This is a genomic window from Rugamonas apoptosis (genome assembly GCF_014042355.1).
In the GTDB taxonomy this organism is placed as follows: Bacteria; Pseudomonadota; Gammaproteobacteria; order Burkholderiales; family Burkholderiaceae_D; genus Rugamonas; species Rugamonas apoptosis.
Map to the genome: position 1 here is coordinate 191,570 of NZ_JACEZU010000013.1, position 25,037 is coordinate 216,606.

Here is a 25,037-nt window from a genome sequence, read left to right on the forward strand (position 1 = left end):
AAGATTCATAAAATGATAACACTTAATTGCCAAATTGAAAATATTACTTGAATAAAATTGAACGTTTCTTCGATTTATGGCGCCTTGCCATGTACGGATGGGCTCAACATAGCCTTTGCCTCGAATGCGATAGTCACCAACTCACCCCGCTTTTTGGCCTTTCTATGCGTCAAATGGGCGCGAACAAACATACTCTGCGCCGACATCGCTTCCAAAAAGTCAGTCAACGCCTCTTCATTCCTTGCCTCGCCCCGCAACAGCACCTGCCCGCTTACCTTATCGGGGTGCAGCTCCAACAGTTCAATATCCGGATTGCCGATACTTTCCAAAGCAAGAAACAACGGCGTCCAGGAAAGCGCGCGCTCGGTCTGCAATGCCGCCCAGCGCTTCTGCTCTTCTTGCTCGGCGCGGGTGGGCGCTGCCGCCACCGGCGTAGCCGCTGCCAAGAGACGCAACCGCTGCGCTCGCTCGTCGGTTGCCGCCGCCTCGATGTACAGTCCATGGGCCTGCCAGGCCAACCACAGACTCGTCCCAAGCGTCACCACGCTCATGCCCATCATCGAACGCGCATGGCGATTGCGAGGCTTTAAATATGCAGACAGTTGATCCATGCGTCAGCACCATTCCTTCTCATCGAGCGCGAGCACATTGACATTTGGCAGGCACTGCTCAAACACGGCCGGGACGAACTCCATGTCCGCCGAGCGGGCAGACCACCACTCGGCACGGCCGATGACGTCGTGGCTGGCGCTAACGCGGCGCAACAGGCGCGCCATACTGCTCTTGGCGTCGCCGGTGACCGGCTGCACATCGTTCGTCAGCAGTTGCCCACGGTCATAAATCAGCGCCGTGATGCGCTGCATTTCCAACAATAGCAGCACAGTTGGCACGCGTGGATCAGCCCGACGCCGACGCCAGTATGCGGCCGCCGACATCGGCAGGATGCCGTCCAGCCGTACGCTGCGCAGTGCGGCAATCTCCAGCAACTGCTCCATCCACGGCCGCGGCAATGCATAGGCCAGACCAGCACCACGAAAGCGCCGGAATGTCGCCTGCATGATCCACCCCTCGTCAAGAGGCTGCCCTTGATGCTCAAAACAAGCCAGCGCGTATGCATTCAACTCGGCCGTTGACGACAATTGTTCCTGCCACGGCAACGCCGCCAGCGCAGCCACGCTGTCTGACACCAGTATCCGTAGTCTGGCATGCTTGCCGGCGCTCTTGGCGAAATCGCCCAGCATCGCATCGAGCGCGCGCAACAGATCATCCGCACCGGTCCACGACCGGCCGTCGGCGGGAAAATCCACGCGATGGCGGCCATGCTGCAACCAGCAAGCGCCTGGAAACAGCCCGGCGACGATCGTTTCAGGCCACAAACGTAACACGGTTCACCTCTTGCAAAGTCGTATGTCCCTCACGCACCAGTTCCAGCGCGACATCGCGCAGGAAGCGCGTTCCCTCTTTCCTTGCCTGTTCTTTCAATGCCCGGATCGAGGCGCGCGCGATGATCATTTCCCGAATTTCATCCGTCAGCCGCAACACTTCCGCCACCGCGCGCCGGCCTTTGTAGCCTGTATTGCGACATTGAGCGCAACCGCGTCCGGCGTGAAAGCGATAGCCTGCCGGATCGTGAATACCAGACTCCTCCAGCAGCCGGGCATCGACTTCGACCGGCTCATTGCAATGCGGGCAGTTTTGCCGCAGCAACCGCTGCGCCACCACGCCGGTCAGCGACGAAACGAAGTTGTACGGATCGACCCCCATGTGCATGAAGCGGCCGATCACATCAAAGGTGTTGTTGGCGTGGACGGAGGTAAATACCATATGCCCCGTCAATGCCGATTGCACAGCGATCTGCGCCGTCTCGGCATCGCGAATCTCACCCACCAGGATTTTATCGGGGTCATGCCGCAGGATGGAGCGCAGTCCCACAGCAAACGTCAAGCCCTTCTTCTCATTGACGGGAATCTGCAGCACCCCCGGCAGCTGGTACTCGACCGGGTCCTCAATGGTGATGAACTTGTCCTCGCCATGATTGATCTCCGTGAGCGCCGCGTACAAAGTGGTGGTCTTGCCGCTGCCAGTGGGGCCGGTGACGAGCATCATGCCATACGGTTCGGACGCCAGACGGCGCAACAGCTGGATGGTTCGACTGTCGAAACCGAGTGAATCGAGCGTCAGTCGCTGCACGCTATCTGTCAGCGTCTTCTTGTCGAGCACGCGCAACACCGCGTCTTCGCCATAGATGCTGGGCATGATCGAGACGCGGATATCGATGTCCCGCCCCTTGGCCGAGACGCGAAAACGTCCGTCCTGGGGAATGCGTTTCTCGCCGATATCGAGCTCGGCCAGCACCTTGATGCGGGCAATCGCCTGCTCCGCCAGCGCTAGGTTGCTAACGGAAGCGATCCGATTCAACACACCGTCAATGCGGAACTTGATCACCAGGCCTTGCGGCAAGGACTCCAGGTGGATGTCGCTCGCCTCGAAGCGCAGCGCGTCAAACACGGTGGAGTTGATCAGCCGCACCGCAGGGCTCGCCTCACCCTGGATCGAGCTCAATGTCAGATCAGCGCTGGCATCACGCGCCAGTTCGCTGACGGGTTCCACCCCAACGGCATCGGCCACGGCGCTGAACGTGGCTTCGTGGGCATCGAGGGTGGCTTGTATCTGCAACGGGTCGCCCAAATAGATCTCATGCGGCGCAAACTGGGCCAGCCAGGCACCGACTTGCGCATCCAGCGGCAAACCTACGATTGCGACCAAGCGCCCTACATCGTCCGTGCCAACGATGAGCAGGCGGGCCACCATGGCACCATAGCTGACGCGTTCAAACGCTGGCGCCATGTTCCGCGCGCCCTGCTCATCGAGCATCGGCATGGCCAGCGATTCCGCCACCGCGGCCAGCACGATGGTGCGGGGCTGCGCCTGCCTCTCGGCCAGCGCGCATAGCCAGGTCATGGGCGGTGACGCCGTACCCATGACCTCATTGATCATCTTTAAGTTCAACATAAATCGCCGTTCAAACAATATTTGCCAGGTCAAAGATCGGGCTGTAGAGCATCAGCACGATGGCCCCCACGATCACCCCTATCCCAAGCATCAGCGCGGGTTCGATGAAGCGACCGGCCGTGTCGATCCACGTCGCCGTTTCCTCGTCGTAAAAATCGGCGATGCGCTCCATCATCTCCTCCAAGTTGCCGGAGGACTCCCCCGCCACCAGCAACCGTTGCGCCACCTCGGTACTCAAATTACATTCGCTCATCACCAGCGACATCGCCTTGCCTTCGCTCACGGCCAATGCGGCGGCGGTCAAGTCGGCATGCATGGCTGCCGGCATGGACGCTTGCGTCATACGCATGGCGTTCAGCACGGTTACCCCGCTGCGCAGCAACATGCCCATGGTGCGATACAAACGCGCCAACTGAAGGATTTGCATCCGCTCGCCGAGCAGGGGAATGGTGAGCGCCTTGCGGTAAATGACGGCCCGCAGTGCCGGATGGCCGACCATTAGCGCCACTGCACCTGCCACCAGCAACAACACCGACCATGCCAGCGTGGCGTTGTTGCGCACAAAACCTCCCCACGCCTGGACAAAGCCGGCCGTGCCGTTACGGGTCTGCCCCGCGTCGTCATACACGGCGCTAAAACGCGGCAGCACGTACATCAACAGAAAGCTAATCACGAGGAAGCCAACACCAAGCAAGATGGCCGGGTACGTGGCCGCCGCCTTGAGCTTGCCGCGAATCTCGTCCACTTGCCGCTGATACAGCATGAAGCGGCGGATCGCCGCACGCACCGTGCCGGTGGTTTCGCTCGCCCTGACCATGGCGACATAAAGGGGCGGAAACACGGAGGGCAGCGCCGCCATGGCCGCCGACAACTGATACCCATGTTCCAGGCTCTGCAACAAAGTGTCATAGATGGCGCGATGCCGGCCGCGTCTGTCATTGCGACCCAATATGGCGATGGCATCGACCACGGTCTGCCCCGCCTCCAGCAGCGAATGCAACTGCTGGTTAAACACGGTCAGATTGAACGCCTTCTGGCCCGCCGGCCGTTTGAGCCCGGTACGTACCGCACGAAGGTCAAGCACGCGCACGCCCGAGGACGAGACAAAGCGGCGCGCCTCTTGCTCGCTCCCCGCCTCGACCTCGACAAAGTCGACGGCCATCGCCTTGGTGAGCACCTTCGCCCGATATTGCATTGCTAGTTATCCTTATTGCCAGTTGAACACATCAGCGTCTTCACCCGTACCACCGGGCAGACCATCGCGTCCAAATGAGTAGATTTCAAATTCGCGCTCATCGGCGCCAGAGGTTCTGTACCCATAAGCGTTTCCCCACGGGTCCAGCGGTATCGCCCGGTTCAAATACGGACCATGCCATAAACCCTCGTTGACCGGCGGCGCCACCAACGCCACCAACCCTTGTTCGGACGACGGGTAGTGCCCGACGTCGATACGGAACTGCACGACCGCCTTGTCGAACAAGTCGATTTGCTCGCGCGCGATCTGGCCTTTCGACTTGCCGAGTTGGACGAAATACTGGGCCCCCACAAATGCCGCCAACAAGCCGACGATAACGATCACCACCAGCAGTTCAAGCAAGGTGTAACCTCGAAGCGGCGCGGCCCGCCGGCCCCGGATCCGTTTGCACGCTACTATCATTTGCTGGCCAGGTACACAAAGCGCCAGCTCTGATAACTCGCGGCATTGGAAAAACCTGGCAGATCTGGAGGGAATCCGTCGCGCTTCAAAGGCTTCAACGTGGACAGCGAATAGACGCCGATCAAGTCGCCCGCTTCTGTCTTCACCAAGCCCCAATCCCTGCTACCGCTGATCGGGTCACGGTACAGGGCTCGCAACGGACGCCGGATAAGCGTGCCGCGTCCATCCAGTAGCAAGTCCTTCAGCTGCTTGGGGTAGACCTTCGCCGTACCTGGTGAGCCATCGTAATACGCCTGGATCGCGTGCCGGTACGCCTGCCCGACCCAGAGCAACTCGTCCTCCTTGGCACGACGTTCAGCCGTGAGCGTATTCCCCATCGCGCGCGCGGAAATGATGGCGACGATGGCGACCAAGAACATCACGATCACGTAACTGAATCCACGCTGTCGGATCATGATCACCAGTCCGTAAACATGGTGCCGTCGCGGGCCGGCCCAGGGGCGGTGCTATGCACGTCCGCCACCGCGCCCAAGGCTGGATCGTCCGGCGCACTCGGGTGCCAGCTGTGGGCACTCTGGGTGAACGGATCGACAGGCACACTGCGCAGATATTTTTCCTTGACGAGGTCGGCCAACTCGTTCGGATAAACATTCTTATCAGCGTAATAGTGGTCTATGGCGCTGCGCAATATATATAGATCCTCGCGCAACACATCTTCCTTGGTCCGGTCAAGATTGCCAAAATAGCGCGGCGCCGCCACCGCCACCATCATGCCAATGATGGCCAGCGTCACCAGCAATTCAATCATGGTGAATCCCTCGTTGCGGCGCATGCTCACCACTCCTTGTAGGGGATGCCGTTCATCCCGGTTTGCTTCGATTGGCTGTACACATCGAATACGTCGTCGCCTTTTTTGGGCGCGTCGTCGGACGAGGCGTAACTGCGCAGGCCCCAGGTGTTTGCAGCGGCGACGCTGGAGTCCGCGAAGAACGGATCACGCGGAATTCGACGCAGGAAATACAGCTTGCCGCCGCGCGGCCCCAAATCCGTCGCACCACTCGTCAGATCCGTCAACGTCTTGGGACAGCCGCTGTCAGCTGGAGCCTTGATGCGTCCCGTCGCAGCGGCATGCTGATACGCGTCGATCGCTTGCCGTATGTCGCGCAGCGCGATGCGCAAGGCACGCTCCTTTTCCCTGCGCACCGTGGTTTCGACAAACGGCACGGCGATCGACGCCAGCAGGCCCAGAATTGCTGCGGATACCAGCAATTCGATCAGACTGAAACCGGCGAGGCGCCTCGTCACCATACGCACAGTCGTCATGGTTCGAGCGTCAGCGTATGCGTGAGTGGCAAGCCCGGACGACCGATGGCCAGTTCACCACCAATCGGCGTAGCAGCGATGACGCTCACATTGATCGCGTTGGCGCCGTTCACAATCGGCTTGGGCTTGCACGTGAGCGTCAGCACGCGGCCCCTTCCTCGGGCGCTGCCCTCGCCCAAGCCCGCACCAACCGATACCCGGCCGCCTTGGGCGTCTATCGTGGCATTGAAGGTGCTTTTGCCCGCCCGGCTAAAGTAATCCCCTTCCTGGACGGTGAGTAACTCCAGTTCGGCAGGATTGAAGGCCAATTGCAGCGATGAGGCGCGCAACAGTTCGGGACTATCCATATCCAGACTCAAGGTCACCACCTCGCTCGGCTTGGCGATCGTTTTGCCGTCCCAGGCCAGTTTGGGCGCGTTGGCAGCGGTGGGTGGAGAGATGGCTGGCGTAGCTGCAGGGGTTGCGGCAGTTTTGCCAGCCTCAGCGCCGCTTGCCCCCTCCATGGCGCGCAACAACAGCGGCTTGTTACGGAGCGTAGATTCGGTGCCGGACCAGAACGATTCGGCCGCCACATTCTTGCGTTGAATGTTACGGATCAGATGCGGCGTGATCGACAACACAATCTCCGTCTTCTGCCGGTTGTCGCTCTGGCTGCCAAACAACCGACCCAATACAGGCAAGTCGCCCAACAGGGGAATACGATTGCCAGAGGAGCGGTCCTCGTCATTGATCAGGCCGGCCAACACTTGCGTCTCTCCATCCTTCAGGCGCAACGCGCTGCTGAAGTTACGGGTGCCGATCTGGTAGGCTTGCGAGCCATTATTGGTCTTGACCGACGATACCAGCGAGCTCACTTCCAGGCCCAGTTTGAGTCCGACTTCATCGCGCAAGTGAATGTCAGGTTCGACTTCTAGCTTCAAACCCACGTCCAGATACTGAATGTTCTCCGTGACAAAGGTGCCGGTCGACGTGGTAGTCACGACGGGTACTTTGTCACCGATCAGTATCTTTGCCTTTTCACGGTCGCGCACCCTGATGCGGGGATTGGCCAGCAATTTCGCATCGCCATCCGTCTTCTGCAAATTAACGGTGGCGCTCGGCGCGGTGATGCTCAGCTTATTTGAATTCAACGACGTCAAATCGCTCAATTTCATCGTCGATGTACCGGTGGCCGGCGTGCCAGTGCCGCTGCCGGTCCCCGTGCCACTGCCGGTCGTGATGACGCCCAGCGGCGTGATGGTCAACTGGTTGGTCCACTGGATCCCCATGTTCAGCAAACGAGCCCGGTTTATTTCCAGCACCTCCACGTCCAGCATAACCTCCGGCTCCTCCAGGTCTTGCAGCGCGATCAGCTTTTCGGCCAGCGCGATCGATTCAGGGCTCTCACGCAAGACCAGCATGTTGTATTTGTCATCGACGTAGACATCCTTGAGCTTGAGTACGGTCTTGAGCATGGTGGCCGCCTGCTTGGCCTCGACGTTGGCGAGATAAAAGGCCCGCACCATCAAGTCCTGGTATTCACGCAACTTGGCTGGCGTACTGGGATAAATCAGCACACTGCTGGCATTGAGGATTTTCTTTTCCAGCTGACTGGTCGACAAAATCACGTCGATCGCATCATCCAACGAGGTTTGCTTCAGGAATACCGTGGTGCGCTGGTCGCCTTTGACATCGCGGTCGAAAATAAAATTGATGCCCGTTGTACGCGACAATGCGTCAAAGATCATCTTCACGCTTGCGTCGCGAAACTCCAGGTTGATGGGCTTTTTGTAGACCGCTCCCAGGCTCGGGGCGACCAATATTTCCTTCGCTTGCGTCGCTTCAATTTCGCGACGCACGGCCAAGGCCTCCGGCTGCGCTGGTACGCTCTTGAGCGCTCGGCTTGCCAGCTCCGATGCCTGCGACAGGTCCCCCTGCTTCAGTGCTTCTCTTGCCGATGCGGCATCTCGAGCGGCACGCCCCGCCGCGGCGATGCTTGCCAGACCAGCCAGCGCGCGCGCGTTGTCATGGTCGTACTGGAGGATGGCCCGATATGCCCGTTCAGCCTCCGCGCTGTTATTCTGCGCCAGCGCCTCGCCTCCCGCTTCCAACAATTTGGCGGTGGACGTTTCGCGAGCGCGCAACCAGTCATTGCGATACACAACGTCACGCGGACTCAGTTCAGAAGCTCTGGCCAGACGCTCGATCGCCATGGGATAGTCGTGCTCATCAAGCGCTTGCATGCCCTCATGGTGCCGCAGGCTGGCCGAGCAGCCGACAAGAATGCCTAGCGCGACCATAGTCGCACCACGTCGCAGCATAAGAATGATTGTTTTGAATAACATGCGATGAAAGTTAGTTTTGTTGAGCAGGAAATACCAACGCCTGCCTGACACCCGTTGGGAGATGCTCGAATTCGACCTGGGCAGCGGTGACCGCAATCACCTTGTAGATGCCATCTAACGTCTCGCCAGGACGGGCGACATAGGCCTGTTCACCACGCGCCAGATAAATCATTTGCTCGGCATTGTCATTCATGCTGCCGACGAACCGATAAGGCAACTCGGGCGGCCCTGCCGGTGCCAGATCGATCGGTGCTACCGTCATCGGCGGGGCGCTGGACGATTGAATTGGAACGGACGCTGGCGCCTGCCACCCACGAGGTGCGAAAGGGTCGTCGCCTACCCCATCCTCGGTCTTCTCGGACGCGGCGCGATCAGCAAAGGATACGGCAGGCGCAGCTAGTGCCACACGCGACTTGACCGGCATGGCGGCGCTCACAGGACTCAACGGGTCGCCCGCCGGCATCCAGGCAGCCACCATTGTGGCGAGCAATGCTGTCGACAATATCCCCCAGCGAAAACGTGCGCGCCTATCCATGCCCATCCTTCCTGAAGAACGCAGAAAAGGCCAACTCGCACGTCAACGGCACCACCATGATGTCGGGACGGGTGCAACTGATCGCGTCGAGATCCACATGCGATAGCGTGGCGCCGATATTGTCGACAAAGCGACGGATCGCCGGATAGCTCGCACTCACGGTCATCGATACGCGGTAGCGAATGAATGGCTGATCCGCCCCCTCCTCCAGCACATACCCGACCTCGTCAACCGGCAAGCCGGCCGCCGTCGCGGCACGATTGAATTGCTGGGCCAGCGTCGCGCTCTCAAACCAAGGTAAGGCAAACGCGGCCGAGGACGCGGCAACGCTAGATGACACTGATTGCGCGTGTACACGATTCCGCGCGTGTTGCTGTGCCATCCGCTGCGTTGCCGACACAAGTACATGCGTGCCACGCAAATATGCAGCCATCGAAATGAGCAACAGAAAAGGCGCGACGCAAGCCGCAAGCAAAGTAAGGGGGGAAGCCCGGAAGCACCTTAAAAAATGGAAACGACAGTACGCATGAAAGGCCGGAATCATAGAGGGAAATAATCTCGTCCGGCAAGCTATCCGCTCCACAGTTCCGTCAACAGCAGTTGGAAGTTGGGGGCGCACAGCCGCAACAGAGTGAGAGTATGATTTTCTCGCAGTCAATGTTAATGATAATATAATATCACAATAGTCACTGTTGCCGTATAGATAGCTTGCTCTATTCGATTATCACAATCCGCGATGTGTTGCTCTTCAGTGCCACGCTATCGTTGACACGCCACGAAGTGTTGTGCGGAATCAACCCAACAACAATTTCGAATGGATAGGAAGCGCTTACGGAATTGAACGACAGAGATTATGGAATATCAAATCAAGGCTCACGGCCAACCTTGACACAAGCAATGTAACGGACCACGATGAATAAACAACCCGCCACAACGAGGCTGATCACCGAAAGATATCTACACGGGAAATAAAAAATCGCCGGCTAAGCGGCGATTTCTCTTGATACGATTTGCCGCACACGGCAGCAAACCCTTGATGTTTTGGAGGCGAGGATCGGAATCGAACCGACCTAGACGGCTTTGCAGGCCGTCTAACGGTTAATAAAATCAAAGACTTGCGAAAAAACCTCAATTTCGACCAAATAATGTCATTTTATTGGCATATTCTACCAGGTTTTTAAACAAATTTAGCAGCACATTTCAACATAATTTGGTCTTTTTCGCGCTCTGTGCCACATCGTCCATGAGGTCGTTCGACACGCGCCCTACGGCAGTCAATTCAGCGCCTGCACCATGCGCGACGTTCCTTCGGATGGCACTGAAGGCTATTGCTGGCTACGGCAAGGGAACCGCAACCGCCGCCCGATGGCCAAGCAATGTGGAACAACCACATGACGTCCAGCGAAGCAAAGTCCAGACGATTTGTGAAGCAAATGGCAGAATCCGCGTACTTGACCAAGTAAAGTCCAGACGATCGCCCTCATCGGCATTAGGTTTCAATGTGAACGCCCTTGGAAACGCAATTTTCAAGGCTTCAAATTGACCTGGATATTCCCCAGAGTTATATTTCGAGATCACCTGTGCGCGAAAGTCCCACACCAGGCAAATGGAGCCAAAATGTCGTGTTCCTCCACAGGTCACTTCCTAGCCTGTCACGAACCGCCATTGCGACCCAGTTTTGGCGGGCCCCGTCCCTTTATAAGCCCACCTTGCCGATTCATTCAGCGTGGGCACATTAGGCCGAAGACAAATTTGGCTTTTATACTGAGTTTAGTATCCCCCCCCCTATCTGAGCAGGTAATTCAACATTGTCGCCGTCAGGGCTACCGCTTCTTAATTGACTACGACGTGACCGAACCAACCAGTAGTTTTGTCGTCGCGCTTGCGTTCGGCTTCTTCAGCGCAGCGGACGCCTGGAGGTGGAGCGTCTGGTGCGGCCCGTGACGGCCGCACCCATCGCCGCGGCCCAGAACCGCATCGCCCCGCCGCCTTGATAGTTGTAAGGAAAGGTAACGGCGGCCATGGGAAATCGCCTTTGCCGCCCAGTGCGTTACACCTAACACATTGCGTTACAAAACTAACCGCCCGCACCCAACGTAAATGGGAAACTGCGCCGTTAATTTCACTACAGCATCTAACACGAGGAGAACGGCATGGCAATCAACAGCGTCAGCGGCAGCGAGGCAATCAGCTACACGCAGTTTTCGTCCACCAGCGCGGTGGCACCGCGCGGCCAGGACAGCGACGGCGATAACGACGGCAGTACGAGCAAGGTCAGGGGCGGTGGCGGCGGCCGCATCGCCAATGCGATCGCCCAGACACTGTCGCAGCTGGGCGGCACCTCCGCCGCCGCCGGCACCGCCGGCACCAGCACCGACACCAGCCAGGCCGAATCGGCCTTCGCGCAAAACTTGTTTGCGGCCCTGCACGCGCAATCGGGTGGCGCAGGCAATGCGCCCGGCGCCGCGCAAGGCGGCGAGCATCGTCACCACGGCGGTGGGGGCGGCAAGCTGGCGGCCGGCCTGCAAAACCTGGCGCAGCAGTTGTCGGCGTCGTCGTCGTCCACAGCGGGTACAGCGAGCAGCGGCGCCGGATCGCAGGCGCTGAGCGACTTGCAGACCAGTTTCGACAATCTGCTGGCGGCAAATGGCCAGTCCGGTTCGGGCGCCGCGCTGTCGCAGTTCCTGCAGTCGTTATCGCAGAACCTGCAGGGCGCGGCCAGCTCCGGGAACGTGGTCAGCACCAAGGCCTGAGGTTTGCATGGACACGGCGGTGCCGGCGCGCGCCCCATCGGCACCGGGCGCTAACGCCGACGCCGACCCCGACCCCGCCGGCCCCGCTGACTCCCAGTACTGACGTGTGCCCCGTCAGAGCAGGGCGCGGACGTTGGGCCGGTGGGCCAGCGCGTGCTGCACGATGGCCGTCACGCGCTCGCGCTCAGCGCCATGCAGCGGCTGGCGCGGGCGGCGCACGTTCTCGTTGCCCACCCCGGCCAGCGCCTCGACCAGCTTGAGGTTCTGCACCAGTTTATTGGACACGTCCAGGTACATCAACTGCATGAACCACTGGTACAGGGCCAGCGCCTCATCCCAGCGCCTGGCCTTCATCATCTTGTAGAGCGCCACCGTCTCCTTCGGGAAGGCCACCACCAGACCGGCCAGCAGGCCATCCGCGCCCATGTCCAGGCCTTCGAACGATTTACCTATGCTAAACGCCAATCCAATTCACCCGGTGACATCCTGTTTACATACCGTGTTCGACAAGCTGGGCCGGACGCCATTTCAGCAGGCGGTTCTCGATCGCGGTGAGCAGGTATTCGGCGGCCAGCGCCACCACGGCCAGCACGATCATCGCGGCGAATACGCCGGCCGCGTTGAAGGTACCCTGGGCAGTCGAAATGAGCAATCCTATGCCATGACGCGCGCCAAGAAACTCGCCCACCACCGCGCCCACCAAGGCAAAGCCAAAACTGACATGCAGGCTGGCCAAGATCCAGCTCAAGGCGGAAGGGAATACCACCGACCATGTCACCTGGCGCTTGTTCGCACCGAGGATGTACGCGTTGGCGATCAGGTTCTTGTCCGCCTCGCGCACGCCCTGGAACGCGTTGCCGAACACGACGAAGAACACCATCACGACCGCCAGTGCCACCTTGGAACCCATACCCAAGCCGAACATGATGATGAAAATCGAGCCCAGCACCACACGCGGGATGGCGTTGGCCACCTTGATATAGATGCTGAAGACATCTGCGGCGAGCTTGTTGCGGCCAAGGGCGATACCACAGGCGATACCCAGCACACTGCCAATCAGGAAGCCAAGCACGGTCTCTTCCATCGTGACCAACAGTTCGCGCCACAGCGGGCCTTGCGCGGTTCCCTCCCCTAACCAGGTGAGCAACTGCCCATAAATTGCAGAAGGCTGGGAAAAGAAGAAGGGATCGATCGCGCCGAACCGCACCGCGAGCTCCCAGCCAGCCAGCGTGGCGACCGCCACCGCGACGCGCAGGAACAGTACCCACCGCCGATGGTTCACCGCGCGCGCAATCGCCCGCAGCGCCTCGTCGCTCGGCACGGGCTGTCCAGCGGACAGATTAGTTACGACTGTATTCATCCTGGCCCATCCCCTTAAATCTGCACTTCGTCTTTGAGATCGGACCAAATCTTCCTGGACAGATCGATAAATTCCCCTGTGTACCGCGCCGTCGACACGTCGCGAGGGCGCGGCAAACCGATGTCATAACTGCATTTGACTGAACCGGGTCCCTTCGACAGCACCACCACCCGGTCACCGAGCGCGATGGCTTCCTCGATATCGTGCGTCACGAACACAACCGACGCCTTCTTCTCGGACCACAGGCCCAGCAGCTCATCCTGCATCAGCGCCCGCGTCTGCACGTCAAGGGCCGAAAATGGTTCGTCCATCAGCAGTATCTTCGGCTCGTTGATAAATGTCTGCGCCAGCGCCACCCGCTTGCGCATCCCGCCGGAAAGCTGATGGGGAAAATGGTGCTCGAAGCCGGCCAGTCCGACCCGGCGGACCCAATGCGCCGCCATCTCGCGCGCCTGGGCCGCCGGCTTGCCGCGATAAATGGGGCCAACGGCAACGTTGTCGAGCACATTCTTCCAGGGAAAGACGGCATCGGCCTGGAACACGAAACCGATGTCCGGATCGATCCCCGTCACCGGCTTGCCGAACACTTCGACCGTGCCGGTCGACGGTGGGTTCAGTCCTGTGATCATGCCTAGCGTCGTCGACTTGCCGCAGCCGGTGGGACCGACAATAACGCAAAAGTCTCCTTCATTCACCGTCAGGCTGAAGTCGCGCAACGCCAGCGTGACCTTGCCGGCCGGACTGATGAACTGGCGGCTGACGTTCTTGAGCTCAATGGCAACCCTGCGCATCATCTCGCCGCCTTCACGAATTCGGTGGTGTAGGTGTTGGCCAGGTTGATGCTCTTACCCTGCACCGCCTTATCGAACCCGTTCAGCACCTTTAGTACCGTGGCCGGGCCGCCCTCCGGCATCAGCCCATTTTCGGTGAACATGGCCTTGCTGCCCTCGAGGGCGTCGATATACTGCTGCTTGTTGGCCGCATAATAATCGACCGGCATCTTCTCGGTGATCTCGCGCGCGCTATGGCTATGTATATATCGCAGCGCCTTGGCGAACGCGCCCACGAGCTTCTGCACCTGCTCCTTGTGCGTGTTCACCCAGGCGCTGGGCATATACAGGCAGGCGGCCGGATAGGCGCCGCCCAGCGCCGCCTCCGTCCCCTTGGCCGTGCGCAGATCGACCAGGATAGATGCCCCGCCGCTCGATACCAGGCGCGACACGGTCGGTTCTGTCGTCATGCCGGCATCGATTTTCCCTTGCCCCATGGCGGCAATGAACGTGGAGCCGGCGCCCACCGGCAGGGTGGTAAATTCACTGCTCTTGATGCCGGCCTTGGCGGCGAGATACTGGGTCAGGAAATTGGTTGACGAACCCAGCCCCGTCACGCCCAGGGTCTTGCCACGAAAATCAGCGGGCGACTTGATATCCTTGGCCGCCGCCTTGGAAACCAGGATTACTTCGCCCGGCGCCTGGCTGAATTGCGACACCGATTCGACCATCTTGCCGCGCGCCTGCAAATCGATGGTGTGGTCGTAGAACCCGATCACGCCCTGCGCCGCACCGGACAACATCTCCGTTTCGGCATTGACACCGGCCGGTTCGCTCAGCAGCTCGATCTCCAGGCCAGTCTCCTTCAGATAGCCCAGCTGTTCCGCCAACTTGGCCGGCAGGTAGATCTGCTTCTCTATGCCGCCCACCATGATGGTGATTTTCTCGGATGCGTGCGCACCGGTTGCGGCCAGCAGCATGAGGGCGGCCAGCGACTTACGATAGTGGTACATATTGTCTCCATGATTATATTTTTTAGGGTACGTCTACGCCAGTATGCGCGACGTACCCTTTCAATTGGCTTTCACCGGCCCGCCGGCGACGCGGGCCGGCACCATGGATCAGAACTTGAAACGCATCCCCGTCGCCGCTTCGCTCTGCGACTTGAAGCCATTCGCCTGGGCGGCCAGATAGCCGCCATCCGTGGTCAGACGATCCAGCGCCAGATACAGCTCGGTGCGCTTGTCAAAGTGATAGAACACGGAACCATACAAGGTCTTGCGCTTGCCGGTGACACTGTGCGTCGCGTTGGCGGTGTTGGCGTAGGCGTTGAGCACGAAGCCACCGCCGTTGACGGCGGCGTTGTCGGCGTTCATGGTCTGCCAGCCGGCCTCGTAATCGAGCTTGCCACCCGGGGTGAACTTGGCCGACACGGTGTAGGCCTTGTCCTGGCGATCACCGATCAGGCTTGGCTGCTCCGCCCGGTAATGAATATAGCCGGCGTTCAGGCGCACCGGACCGACCTTGTAGTTGCCGCCGACAGAGTAAGAGGTGTGGGTAAAACCGTTGACATTGGCGGTATTGTAGAAGCCCGACAGATTGAACCGGCCGGCGTTATAGGCCAGGCCCAGCGACTTGGTCGATCCCGTGTCGAAGTCGCCAGGGATGCCGCCCAGCTGATAGCCGGCGCCAAGCACGAAGTCGCCGATCTTCTTCTTCCACACGATACCCTTGTCGTAGCGGGTGCCGGTGGCGCTGCCCGAATAGAAGATCAGCTGTTTGAAGTTGTTGTTGTTGCTATAACCGCCTTCCTCCAGGGTCACGCCGGCCGAGCCGTAAGGGTCGCCGTAGATCTTCGAGAATTCCCGCGCCACGGTGTTCTGGCGGCCCAGCGTCAGCTTGCCCAACGCATCGCTCTCGAGCCCCAGCCAGGCGTCGCGGTTAAACAGCACGCCCGGGGTGTCCATGCTGCCGGTCGGCAGTTCATACTCGCTTTCCAGCATGAAGATGGCTTTCAGGCCATCCGTGTCCTTCAGCGCATGCTGTCCCTCCAGGCCCCAGCGGTTGCCGCTGAAATAGGCCACCGACATGTCGTTCAAGGTATCGCCGGCCGCGTTGGCGTTGCTCTTATGGCTCAGACTCAGGTCGATCAGGCCATACAGGCGCACGAAGTCGCCGCCATCGCGGTATACCAGGCCCTCCCCGGCGGGCTGGGTGACGGTGGCCGTACGGGGCGCGGCGGGGGCCGCGCTGCTGCTGGCCGCGCTGGCCGCATTGGCCTGCTGGATCTTGGCCAGTGCCTCCTGCGCCTGCTGGGCCGCCAACATGGCGTCGGCCGCGGCCTTTTGCGCCTGAACCAGGGCCTGCTGCAGGTCCTGGGGAGTACCCGTCTGGGCATGGGCCTGGCCGGACATTGCCGCCAACAGGGCGGTTACCATCAGTGTTTTTTGCATCAGTATGTCTCCTTGTTATATTTGGTCGCTGATCAACGTGCCAGCGATGGCACGGCTCAACGCGATCCAATGTAGGACTCACATACCTACAATTTGCCTACAGCCAATTTCTTGTGGAAAAAATAGTACAGTGCCTGGATATCGGCCGCGATAGCCGCACACGGCCCGCAAAAATCCATTACGCTGGGCGCCATGAAACTATTGCTCGTAGAAGACAACCGGGAATTGTCAAGCTGGCTGACCCGCTTGCTTAAACAGTCCGCGTTCGCCGTGGAACAGGCGTTCAGTGGCGAAGAGGCCAGCCATTTGCTGATGACGCAGTGCTATGACGCCATCCTGCTCGACCTGACCCTGCCCGGCATGAATGGTCAGACGGTATTGAAGAACCTGCGCAGCAAACATAACGCGGTACCCGTACTCATCATCAGCGCCCAAAACACCCTGCAACATGTCGTCGAGAATCTCAATCTCGGCGCCGACGACTACCTGGCGAAGCCGTTCGACATCCTCGAACTGGAAGCGCGCCTGCGCTCCCTGTTGCGGCGCGCCAGCGGCACGGCCAACCCGGTGATCACCTGCGGCGACCTGCAGTACGACAGCAATACCAAACGCTTCAGCAGCTGCGTTGGGGAGCTGAACCTGACGCCGCGCGAACACGCGGTGCTCGAGGCGCTGATACGCCAGAGCGGAAAAACCGTGTCCAAGAAGAAGCTCGCCGATGACCTGTTCACACTCGATGATTCTGTCTCGCCGAAGGCACTGGAAGTGTACGTGCTGCGGTTGCGTAAGAAACTCGAACAATCAAGTGCCCAGATCATCACCCTGCGTGGGCTCGGTTACATGCTCAGCCATGTCACACCAGCCAGCTAGCCCGATGCGCAGCCTGAAGAGCCGCCTGGCCGTCTGGATCCTGCTGCCCACCATCGCCATCTCCGCGGCCGACCTGTTCTTCAGCTATCACCGTGCCGAACAGATCGCGGCGCTGGTGCAACAGCAACTGCTCATCGGTTCGGCGAAGATCATTTCCGAGCAGCTCTCAAGCGTGGACGGCGGCTATGAGATCAACGTGCCGCCGGCCGCATTTGAATTATTCGCCAACAAGTATCATGACCGGATATTCCTTTCCGTCCACACCAAGAGCGGCTTGCTGATCGCCGGCGACGGAGAGCTGCCCGCCTATTCCAGGCCCCTGCAAGTGGAGCAGGAAACGTTCTTCCAGTCCACGCTGCGCGGCGAACCGGTGCGTGTCATCGCCTACAAGCACGCTCTGCCCAGCACTACCTCAAGCGACTATGCCGTCACCCAGATCGCCCAGACCATGCATGGCCACGACGCGTTTCGCGACGATCTGCTGCGTCTGACCGTCCGGGAACACCTGACCCTGCTGTCCATCCTGATCGTGGGTCTGCTCATCGCATTGCGCTGGACGCTCAAGCCATTGATCGAATTCGGACAGCAACTGCGGCAACGCCAACCGGGTTCGCTGGAGCGGCTCGATGTGCACCAGGCACCGGCCGAACTGACACCGATCATCGTCGCGATGAACGACTACGCCAGCCGTCTCGATCGCACCTTGGGGGCCTACGAGCAGTTCGTCGCCAACACCGCCCATCACCTGCGCACCACCTTCGCCATCCTGACCTCGCAGATCAACTTCGGCAGGCGCAGCCCCGGACTCGATTCAACCCAGCAGGAAGTGCTGGATGCGCTGAACAAGGCTGTCATACACGGCAACAAAGTGATCAACCAGTTGCTCGTGCTGGCGACGGTTGAACAGGCTGGCCGCGAAAAAAACACGGCCAACGAGGTGGCGCTTGCTCCCATCTTGCTGCAGGTGATGGAGGAGCTGGCACCACTGGCGCAACAGAAGCACATCGAACTGGGCGTCGATACCCTGGATGAGGAAGCAACCGTGTGCGCGCAAACCTTCCTGCTGCGCGAAGTGGTGACGAACTTGCTGGACAATGCAATCCAGCATATTCCACCGGACGGTAGCATCACGGTGTCGTTGAACCGCGTTGGCACGACGGCAGTCATGTGTGTCGATGACAATGGCCCTGGCATTCCCATCGCAGAACGGGAAAAGGTATTTGAACGCTTCTACCGGCTAGACCGGAGCCGCGTCAACAGTTCCGGCCTGGGCCTGGCTATTGTGAGGGAAATTTGCCATGCCTTGCATGCCGACGTAACACTATCGACGACGGAAAATAACGCTGGTCTACGCGTGCAAGTAACCTTTCCGCTTGCTCAGGCTGAGGTCGCCCCAGAAAAAATCGAAACCTTGAACATCGCACATGCCGATGACGCCACCTAGTCCGCCGCCTTGCTCCATAGCGAACATGACACATCTATAGCCTCTCGACGTGCTTCCAGGGCGGACAATGGCGTTATTCATTACTCAATTTCGATAGTAGTCGCCTCGATGTTCACCGCTGTCACGATCGTGATTACCGTTGTGATAATTATCATCGCGATCCCTGCGTTCATGACTCCCGGCGCGGTCCCTCCCGTCGCCGTACAGTGGTGAAACGACGCAGCCACTCAAAACGATGGCAGCGGAACATAAAATAATGAGCGTCTTCATCATCGACTCCATGTTGGGAAAGTAACTCACTTATAACGTCAAGGCCATGCGTCAGTCTGTGCGGCAAGGCACCTTGCGGTGGCCAAGAAATTTCGGACACAACAATATGTTCACGTACTGCCATTTTGATCCGCTTGGATTCCATGGACACTTTGGGTCCGAGAATTCGGTCGGTTTCCCGTTCATAGGCGGCGGGCGACAGATTGCCCAATGCTGATTTGATACGCTTGCAGTTATCGAAGCCGACGATGTAGTCGACGATGTCGGCCTTGGCCTCGGCGTGGTTGGCATGTTGGCGTTGCCAGACGCGCTCCATCTTGAGGTTCAGGAAGAATCGTTCGGCCATTGCGTATCCCAGCAGTTCCCTTTACGCCTCATGCTGCAGACAAGACCGTTCTGTGACAGGAGAGCCTGGTATAACTCGCTGGCATATTGGGCGTGCTCTGAATGGACAATCAGGTCAGGCACTGGATGGCGCTGCTGGATGGCCATGTTCAACGCGTCGCAAGCTAGCTAGGCGGGCGTGCTCGGCGCCATGGCCCAGCCGACCACCTTGCGTGTAATGACCCAGCGAAATCTGCTCAACTTACGCGGCTAATGCAAAAGTCGCCGCCGGGGTTTGCATCCGGAGCGCCTGGTGCGGGCGCTTGTGGTTGTAAAACTGAATCCAGTCGCCGATCACACGGCTGTCCAGCGTTTTACCTCTTCGTCCATCTTCGTACTCACTGTCAATTTCCTCAATTATGACGTGAGCAGGAATTCACTGGGTCGTTACATGCGCGCGTATCGGTCCAGCACGACGGCAAAATACCGCCAGCCAGCACCAGTACGGATATACGTGAGGTCGGACACGTACCCCATGTTGGCGCGGACAGATTGAACTGTCGGTTCTGCACATTGGCGGCGATTGGCAAGTCGTGCTTGCGGTTGATCGTGTGCACGAATTTACGTTTCCAGACCAGATTCAACGCGGCCCGGCGCATCAAGCTGCGCACCTTTTAGCGCCCGATGCGAAAGCCGGCGTTGGCCATGGCGCTCACCAGCCGGCGGCGGCCGTAGCTTTGCTGGCTCGCTTGAAATTCGGCTTTCAGGTGCGCGCTGACCTTACACACCTTGGGCTTGGTCGAACGCCGGCGCGCATCGTAATAGCCGGATCGGCTGACGTCCAGAACGCGGCAGCTCTGTTGGACCGGACGGTCTCCTTTTGCAGTTGATAAACGAACCGATAAATCATTTCATTTCGCGGGCAAGGAAGGCCGATGCTTTTTTAGATGGTCACGTCCTGCCGCAATTGTTGACTTTCCAATTCGAATTGCCGAATGCGCTGCTGTTCGGCAGTCAGCGGCTTGCCGATGCCCGGCTGGCCGCTCTGCTCGGCACTGTATTGCGCCAGCCAGCGCCGGATGGCAGTTGGGCCAATGTCCATGCTTTCGTTGACGTTCTGGATGCTCAGCCTCTGCTCTTTGATCATCCTGACCACTTCCAGCTTCAGGCTCGGATCGAATGTTTTGCGTTTTCTTGTTGTCATGCTTCAACTCCTCAGACGGTGGATTTTCCACTTATTGAGGTGTCCGGGTAAATTAGACCACGGCATCCGAGCCGCTCAAAATTCCTCCCAATCATCGCGACCGGCGGCGTGTGCAGGTCCAGCGATTTTGACAGGTTTGGGCTTGACGAGAGCGGGTTGAGCTGCAGCCTTCAATTGTGGCGCCGGCGCTGAAGTACGCGCAGAAACGTTTGCAGGCTTTGCCGAAGCAACCTTTGTGACCTGGGCCAAATTGATCTTGAATGTACTGACCAAATTCGCCAGCGTGCCGGCCTGATCTTGCAAGGACGATGCGGCGGCGGCAGCTTCTTCCACCAGCGCTGCATTTTGTTGAGTAACCGTATCCATCTGGGTGATGGCTTGATTGATCTGCTCGATCCCGGAAGTCTGCTCCCGGCCAGCAATGGTGATTTCGCTGATGATGCCGGTGACCCGTTTAACGCTGGCCACCACCTCATCCATCGTCGCACCAGCCTGATTGACCAATTTGCTGCCTGCATCAACTTGCTCGACTGAATTGCTGATCAGCGTCTTGATTTCTTTCGCCGCAGCGGCTGAGCGCTGCGCCAGATTGCGTACCTCACTTGCCACCACAGCGAATCCACGCCCCTGTTCGCCCGCGCGCGCCGCCTCCACGGCGGCGTTCAGGGCCAGGATGTTGGTCTGGAAAGCGATGCCATCAATGACACCAATAATATCGACGATTTTTTTCGCGGACTCGTCGATCGAACCCATCGTGTGAATCACCTGGGATACCACCGCGCCACCCTTCAGCGCAACGTCAGACGCAGACTCCGCCAAATCATTGGCTTGTTGGGCATTGGCGGCGTTCTGTTTCACAGTACTGGTCAGTTCCTCCATTGAGGACGCGGTTTCTTCCAATGAGCTGGCCTGTTGCTCCGTGCGCGACGACAAATCCAGATTTCCACTGGCGATCTGCCCTGATGCGGTAGCGATAGTATCCGTACCAGTTCGGACCTGACCGACAATGAGCACCAGGCTGTCGTTCATCTCCTTCAACGCCTGCAATAATTGTCCGGTTTCATCCTTGGATGTCACGACGATGTTGTAAGTTAAATCGCCACCGGCGACTGTCTGAGCGATCTTCACTGCTTCCTTGAGGGAGGTAATCAGTCTTCTGGTCAGCATAAGTCCCATGCCAGCGACAACTGCGATAACCACTGAGGCAATGACGACGGCCATCCAGTTGGCGTGATTGAGCGTCGCAGCAGCATCCTCGGCGGCCTTCTTGCCGAGTTCAGAGTTATATTGGCGATGTGCCTCTATCGTTTCGCCAACCTTGACACTCACCGCTTGTTTTGCCAGCAACAAATCGCGTGCTTCATCCGCTTTGTCCTCATTCGCAAGTGCCATGATCTTTCCACGCAACGCGTCATACTCGGCCAAAGCGCTGCGGTCAGCAGTTAGCAGGGCTTTGTCGTCGTCATTGGATAGGTCTTCCTTTTCATATTTGTTAAGTGCATCAATGATTTTTGCATGCACCCCACCCATCGCCGTCACCATCTCGGATCGCTTGGACGCGTCTTTAAGTGCCATGTACTGCCAGACTTGTACACGCAATTGCGCCACAGCCATAAACGCCTCATCGAGAGCAAGAAGGCTCGGAACAGTATTGATGTTGGCATAGTTGGCGCCGTCATAGACCTTCGCCATTTGATAAATCCCCAGACCGGCAAGGCCTGCCATGCCAACCACCACTGCAAAGATAAGTGCGTATAAACGTTGTGCAATAGTCATTTTAGCCTCCACGCAATTACTCTCATAATTCGACGATGGCCGGCCTCGGCCTTCAGAGAAGACACTTACTTGACAACTGGGGCTGTGACAATATGTGATTATTCGTCTTGCTGCTAGGTTACACCTCGTCCACATGGATTGCCCGAGATTTTTCACATCATGTTGCACGAAGGATGCATCAGCGACATCGTAAATCAGACCCGATTTGGCTCAGCCACCGAGCTGGAATCAACGCTGCGAAACTACGTCAATCAGGAACCCAAGTGGTGCTTGTTGTCTCAGGCCCCAGCCAAGAAACTCATCAGATCGTAGAGCTCTTCCGAGCAACCTTCACCTTATACATTTCCCTGTCTGCGGCTTGCAACGCTGCCGAGGCAGAGCCAGGAGCCACCTTGAACGCCACATATCCAATGCTTGCAGATATGGAGAAACCTTCGGAAATCATCGCGCGCTCTATTTCAATAGAAAGCTGCTTCCGAACCTGAGCACAGTTTTCATCCGTGGTCTGGGGCATCAGAATTGCAAACTCATCCCCGCCCAATCTCGCAACGCAGTCAGTTTTTCTCGTGTTGGCCTGCAACGTCCGAGCCAATAAGACTAACGCTTGGTCTCCGGCATGATGTCCCTCAGTATCATTCAGTCTCTTAAAATCATTCAAATCGATAGCCAAGATTGAAAATACCCCTCCGTATCGGACTTGTCGCCTAAGTTCAGCATCAATGACAGATTGAAAACGGCGACGATTGTAGAGTCCCGTCAGCGCGTCGGTATCTGCAAGTTGGGCGATGGCAATGTAACTCGCCCTCAGCCTGCGAGACAGGACCACTGCCAGCGTTGACGAAGCGACAGCTAGCACGCCATCGATAATGAAAACGGTCTTAAAGTTCTGTTGCAAATAGACGGTTAGCAATTGCGCAATGATGGCGACAACAAAACCTAGCACTGGCATCCAAACCTGGGGGCAGTGATATGCAATGGCTGCCAACGGGAACACGTAAAGCACGTGCAGGCGGATATCGGTTGGGGTCACAATATCGACAATGCACAGGCCCAACATGACCACAATTGAAAGCGCCAGCACTGTACGTGCCCTAAAGCGCCCAAGGGGGACAGAAGATAAAAAGTGTGAGAAACGCATGTAGCCTATCTAGTGCTATTCATTAAAGGAGGGCTGGTTCTAAATGGCGATTCAAGCATGCCTCCCTGTTGGGAAACGAAACAGGTTGTTGACGTCCACCCCGCCCTCATCCTACGGCTGCCGCTTGCGCGGAGAGGACGGCGAGGATGTCAAGCCCAAGTAGACTTCCGGTTCGCCTAGCAGATCCTCGGATGGATGCGCGATGCTGCCGTTCCCCGACGATTGAACCGGCACAGGAGCGCGCTGTAACGTCTCCCCTGCGCGAGAATCCTACGAGCCAATAGCTCGTCCTTTAGAATATGTTGGCGCAGGAGCTCGGCGGCCGCGTGCCGCCCCCCCGAGCACCAGCGACAGCCTGGCGGCATAGCCATGTTGCTCCTCGACTCAGGCCCGCAATGCCTTGAGGTTGGCGCCGAAGAGGGAGAGCTTCCGAATGATCGCCCCCGTCCCTTTACACCAACATCAGAAAGCCGTCCGCGAAACAGGCCAGGCCGGCCAGGCCCACCGGGATGGAGGCCCACCAGATACGCCTGGCTTTCATCAGCCCCGCGATAGAATTGAGCAGGATCGACACTTGCAGGAAAATGACCGCGATGCCAAACGGCTTGCCGTGCTGCTTGGCGGCGTCGCGCTGCTGTTCAAGTTCATGTGCACGGTTCTGGATCTCCTGCTTTTCTTCGGCGTAGCGGCCGATGTCGGCACGGTATTCGGCCTCCTTCTTGGCATAGGCGGTGCTCGCAGGGTTGTCCTTGGGCAGCGCCATTGCCTGCAATTTCAATTGCTCCGCCTGCAATTGGTACAGGTGCTGCTTGGTGCTCTTGGCCTGGTAGAACGCCCATTGATCCGATGCCAGCGCTTGGTTAATTACGCTCTGGGTGGAATACCCGCCGCCCTTGAAGGTGGACAGGGTCGCACACACGGCCAAGACCACCGTCGATAACGCCATACGGTTCAACCACGGTTCCTTTACATCTTCTGCCATCAATGACACCTCATCAAAAAACGTTCATATTCCCGGAGCCGTCTGGCCAGAACGGCTCCTTTGGTGCGATGCGCCCTGGCTACCTGGACTGGCGCTGATATCCGCCATTACCGTTCCGCAGACTGGATGCATGTGTCTTACAATCACATGAAGTGGCACAACAGTCGACCTGCCAGGCGCTCCTGCGATGACATACCAATCTTTGCGAATCATGTACAGGAGCCAAGCGCTGATGCGTGCCCACCGAACGGACTGAAGTGCATTAAAGTGCAGCGTCGAGCTGGGCAAACCACAGATGCCACAGTGATCCCAGCGGACGCTGTCGAGCTGCCTTTGTCGGTCCCGTGGAACCGCGAACAGCACAAGCAAGCTACGCACCCGCAGGGCACCTCACCTCATTGCGAGACCGATACACCGCACATCTTCTCGTTACCTGGCATAGCGATTTCTCATTTCAAGCACAGCACCATCAATGCATCATCCCGACATGTGCTCTCCAGGGGAGCGCCAGCCAACTTCCCTTGGCCGTGTCCCTGCATTCCATCAAACTCGGCCAGCCAGGCGCGCCATGACGCTGACGACATGGTCGATCTGGGCCCGGGTATGGCCGGCGTTCATCATGAAGCGCAAGCGGGCCTGGCCCAGCGGCGCGGCCGGGAACTGGATCGCATCGACGTGGATGCCCTCCTTGCGCAGTTCCTGGGCGTGGCGCTGACACTGGGCCGCGTCGCCGATCAGCACCGGCACGATGGGGGTGGCCGTGGACAGGATCTGGTAGCCCAGTGGCGCCATGCGCTCGACGAAATAACGCTGGTTGTCCCACAGGCGCTGGCGGCGCTGCG

The 25,037-nt window shown here is 58.6% G+C and carries 25 protein-coding genes and 1 pseudogene; 3 read left to right on the forward strand and 23 right to left on the reverse strand.

The genetic code is table 11. The features are described 5' to 3' along the window. Window positions 1-74: 74 nt before the first annotated feature. Genes H3H39_RS23245 through H3H39_RS23295 form a run of 11 tightly spaced genes read right to left on the reverse strand, consistent with a single transcriptional unit; the run spans window position 75 to window position 9,233 of the window. Window positions 75-611 (reverse strand): PilN family protein, encoded by a 537-nt coding sequence (locus tag H3H39_RS23245; protein WP_182156763.1) that lies wholly within the window; start codon window positions 609-611, stop codon window positions 75-77. A 3-nt stretch (window positions 612-614) separates the two neighbouring features. After that, the gene (locus H3H39_RS23250; RefSeq protein ID WP_182156764.1) at window positions 615-1,385 is read right to left on the reverse strand and encodes a hypothetical protein; all 771 of its coding nucleotides are present in this window, start codon (window positions 1,383-1,385) and stop codon (window positions 615-617) included. Continuing rightward, window positions 1,366-3,012 (reverse strand): GspE/PulE family protein, encoded by a 1,647-nt coding sequence (locus tag H3H39_RS23255; RefSeq protein ID WP_182156765.1) that lies wholly within the window; start codon window positions 3,010-3,012, stop codon window positions 1,366-1,368. The genes H3H39_RS23250 and H3H39_RS23255 overlap by 20 nt, the downstream gene beginning before the upstream one ends. 10 nt (window positions 3,013-3,022) lie before the next feature. After that, window positions 3,023-4,207 (reverse strand): type II secretion system F family protein, encoded by a 1,185-nt coding sequence (locus H3H39_RS23260; protein WP_182156766.1) that lies wholly within the window; start codon window positions 4,205-4,207, stop codon window positions 3,023-3,025. A gap of 12 nt (window positions 4,208-4,219) precedes the next feature. After that, window positions 4,220-4,669, reverse strand: a complete 450-nt coding sequence (gspG, locus tag H3H39_RS23265) for a type II secretion system major pseudopilin GspG (RefSeq protein ID WP_182156767.1) — start codon at window positions 4,667-4,669, stop codon at window positions 4,220-4,222. Then, window positions 4,666-5,124 carry a type II secretion system protein gene (locus H3H39_RS23270; protein WP_182156768.1) on the reverse strand — a complete coding sequence of 153 codons (459 nt, stop codon included), beginning with the start codon at window positions 5,122-5,124 and terminating at the stop codon, window positions 4,666-4,668. Before H3H39_RS23270 ends, gspG begins: the two co-directional genes overlap by 4 nt. 2 nt (window positions 5,125-5,126) lie before the next feature. Next, a complete protein-coding gene (locus tag H3H39_RS23275; RefSeq protein WP_182156769.1) occupies window positions 5,127-5,501 on the reverse strand; it encodes a type II secretion system protein in 375 nt (124 codons plus the stop codon). Between the two features lie 2 nt (window positions 5,502-5,503). Further along, window positions 5,504-5,992: a type II secretion system protein gene (locus tag H3H39_RS23280; RefSeq protein ID WP_220461644.1), complete on the reverse strand. Its 489-nt coding sequence runs from the start codon at window positions 5,990-5,992 to the stop codon at window positions 5,504-5,506. Beyond that, on the reverse strand, window positions 5,989-8,271 hold the full coding sequence (locus tag H3H39_RS23285; protein ID WP_182156770.1) for a secretin GspD/PilQ domain-containing protein: 2,283 nt from the start codon (window positions 8,269-8,271) through the stop codon (window positions 5,989-5,991). The genes H3H39_RS23280 and H3H39_RS23285 overlap by 4 nt, the downstream gene beginning before the upstream one ends. A 55-nt stretch (window positions 8,272-8,326) precedes the next feature. Continuing rightward, window positions 8,327-8,851: a hypothetical protein gene (locus H3H39_RS23290; protein WP_182156771.1), complete on the reverse strand. Its 525-nt coding sequence runs from the start codon at window positions 8,849-8,851 to the stop codon at window positions 8,327-8,329. Next, window positions 8,844-9,233 carry a hypothetical protein gene (locus H3H39_RS23295; RefSeq protein WP_182156772.1) on the reverse strand — a complete coding sequence of 130 codons (390 nt, stop codon included), beginning with the start codon at window positions 9,231-9,233 and terminating at the stop codon, window positions 8,844-8,846. The genes H3H39_RS23290 and H3H39_RS23295 overlap by 8 nt, the downstream gene beginning before the upstream one ends. A gap of 1,771 nt (window positions 9,234-11,004) precedes the next feature. Between H3H39_RS23295 and H3H39_RS23300 the strand changes: the two genes are divergently transcribed. Then, complete coding sequence (locus H3H39_RS23300) at window positions 11,005-11,604, forward strand: hypothetical protein (protein WP_182156773.1); 600 nt, start codon at window positions 11,005-11,007, stop codon at window positions 11,602-11,604. A gap of 114 nt (window positions 11,605-11,718) precedes the next feature. Here H3H39_RS23300 and H3H39_RS23305 read toward each other — a convergent pair. The 5 genes and pseudogenes from H3H39_RS23305 to H3H39_RS23325 form a co-directional block, all read right to left on the reverse strand. Next, a pseudogene (locus H3H39_RS23305) lies at window positions 11,719-12,048 on the reverse strand (dihydrodipicolinate synthase family protein); the annotation flags it as partial. A 46-nt stretch (window positions 12,049-12,094) separates the two neighbouring features. Further along, entirely contained in the window at window positions 12,095-12,964 is an 870-nt protein-coding gene (locus H3H39_RS23310; protein WP_182156774.1) for an ABC transporter permease, read from the reverse strand. Between the two features lie 14 nt (window positions 12,965-12,978). After that, window positions 12,979-13,758 (reverse strand): ABC transporter ATP-binding protein, encoded by a 780-nt coding sequence (locus H3H39_RS23315; protein WP_182156775.1) that lies wholly within the window; start codon window positions 13,756-13,758, stop codon window positions 12,979-12,981. Beyond that, window positions 13,755-14,747, reverse strand: a complete 993-nt coding sequence (locus H3H39_RS23320; RefSeq protein ID WP_182156776.1) for an ABC transporter substrate-binding protein — start codon at window positions 14,745-14,747, stop codon at window positions 13,755-13,757. The genes H3H39_RS23315 and H3H39_RS23320 overlap by 4 nt, the downstream gene beginning before the upstream one ends. A 108-nt stretch (window positions 14,748-14,855) precedes the next feature. Next, window positions 14,856-16,187 carry a porin gene (locus tag H3H39_RS23325; protein WP_229218203.1) on the reverse strand — a complete coding sequence of 444 codons (1,332 nt, stop codon included), beginning with the start codon at window positions 16,185-16,187 and terminating at the stop codon, window positions 14,856-14,858. Between the two features lie 192 nt (window positions 16,188-16,379). Here H3H39_RS23325 and H3H39_RS23330 point away from each other — a divergent pair, with 192 nt between their 5' ends. Next, complete coding sequence (locus H3H39_RS23330; RefSeq protein WP_182156777.1) at window positions 16,380-17,057, forward strand: response regulator; 678 nt, start codon at window positions 16,380-16,382, stop codon at window positions 17,055-17,057. 4 nt (window positions 17,058-17,061) lie between these two features. Further along, a complete protein-coding gene (locus H3H39_RS23335; protein ID WP_182156778.1) occupies window positions 17,062-18,501 on the forward strand; it encodes a sensor histidine kinase in 1,440 nt (479 codons plus the stop codon). A 169-nt stretch (window positions 18,502-18,670) separates the two neighbouring features. On the opposite strand, the gene H3H39_RS28555 is transcribed toward H3H39_RS23335, so the two are convergent. From H3H39_RS28555 to H3H39_RS23370, 7 genes are all read right to left on the reverse strand, one after another. Then, window positions 18,671-19,117, reverse strand: a complete 447-nt coding sequence (locus H3H39_RS28555) for an IS3 family transposase (RefSeq protein ID WP_182156779.1) — start codon at window positions 19,115-19,117, stop codon at window positions 18,671-18,673. Between the two features lie 240 nt (window positions 19,118-19,357). Next, window positions 19,358-19,453, reverse strand: a complete 96-nt coding sequence (locus H3H39_RS23345) for an integrase core domain-containing protein (RefSeq protein WP_311196969.1) — start codon at window positions 19,451-19,453, stop codon at window positions 19,358-19,360. Between the two features lie 585 nt (window positions 19,454-20,038). Further along, entirely contained in the window at window positions 20,039-20,299 is a 261-nt protein-coding gene (locus tag H3H39_RS23350; RefSeq protein ID WP_182156780.1) for a transposase, read from the reverse strand. A gap of 75 nt (window positions 20,300-20,374) precedes the next feature. Beyond that, on the reverse strand, window positions 20,375-22,075 hold the full coding sequence (locus H3H39_RS23355) for a methyl-accepting chemotaxis protein (RefSeq protein WP_182156781.1): 1,701 nt from the start codon (window positions 22,073-22,075) through the stop codon (window positions 20,375-20,377). 301 nt (window positions 22,076-22,376) lie between these two features. Next, window positions 22,377-23,213, reverse strand: coding sequence for a GGDEF domain-containing protein (locus H3H39_RS23360; protein WP_182156782.1), 837 nt, complete (start codon window positions 23,211-23,213; stop codon window positions 22,377-22,379). Window positions 23,214-23,664: 451 nt separating this feature from the next. Beyond that, window positions 23,665-24,195, reverse strand: a complete 531-nt coding sequence (locus tag H3H39_RS23365; RefSeq protein ID WP_182156783.1) for a DUF4337 domain-containing protein — start codon at window positions 24,193-24,195, stop codon at window positions 23,665-23,667. A gap of 543 nt (window positions 24,196-24,738) precedes the next feature. Beyond that, window positions 24,739-25,037: aminotransferase class I/II-fold pyridoxal phosphate-dependent enzyme (locus tag H3H39_RS23370; RefSeq protein ID WP_182156784.1), on the reverse strand; the 299-nt coding region annotated here is incomplete at its 5' end.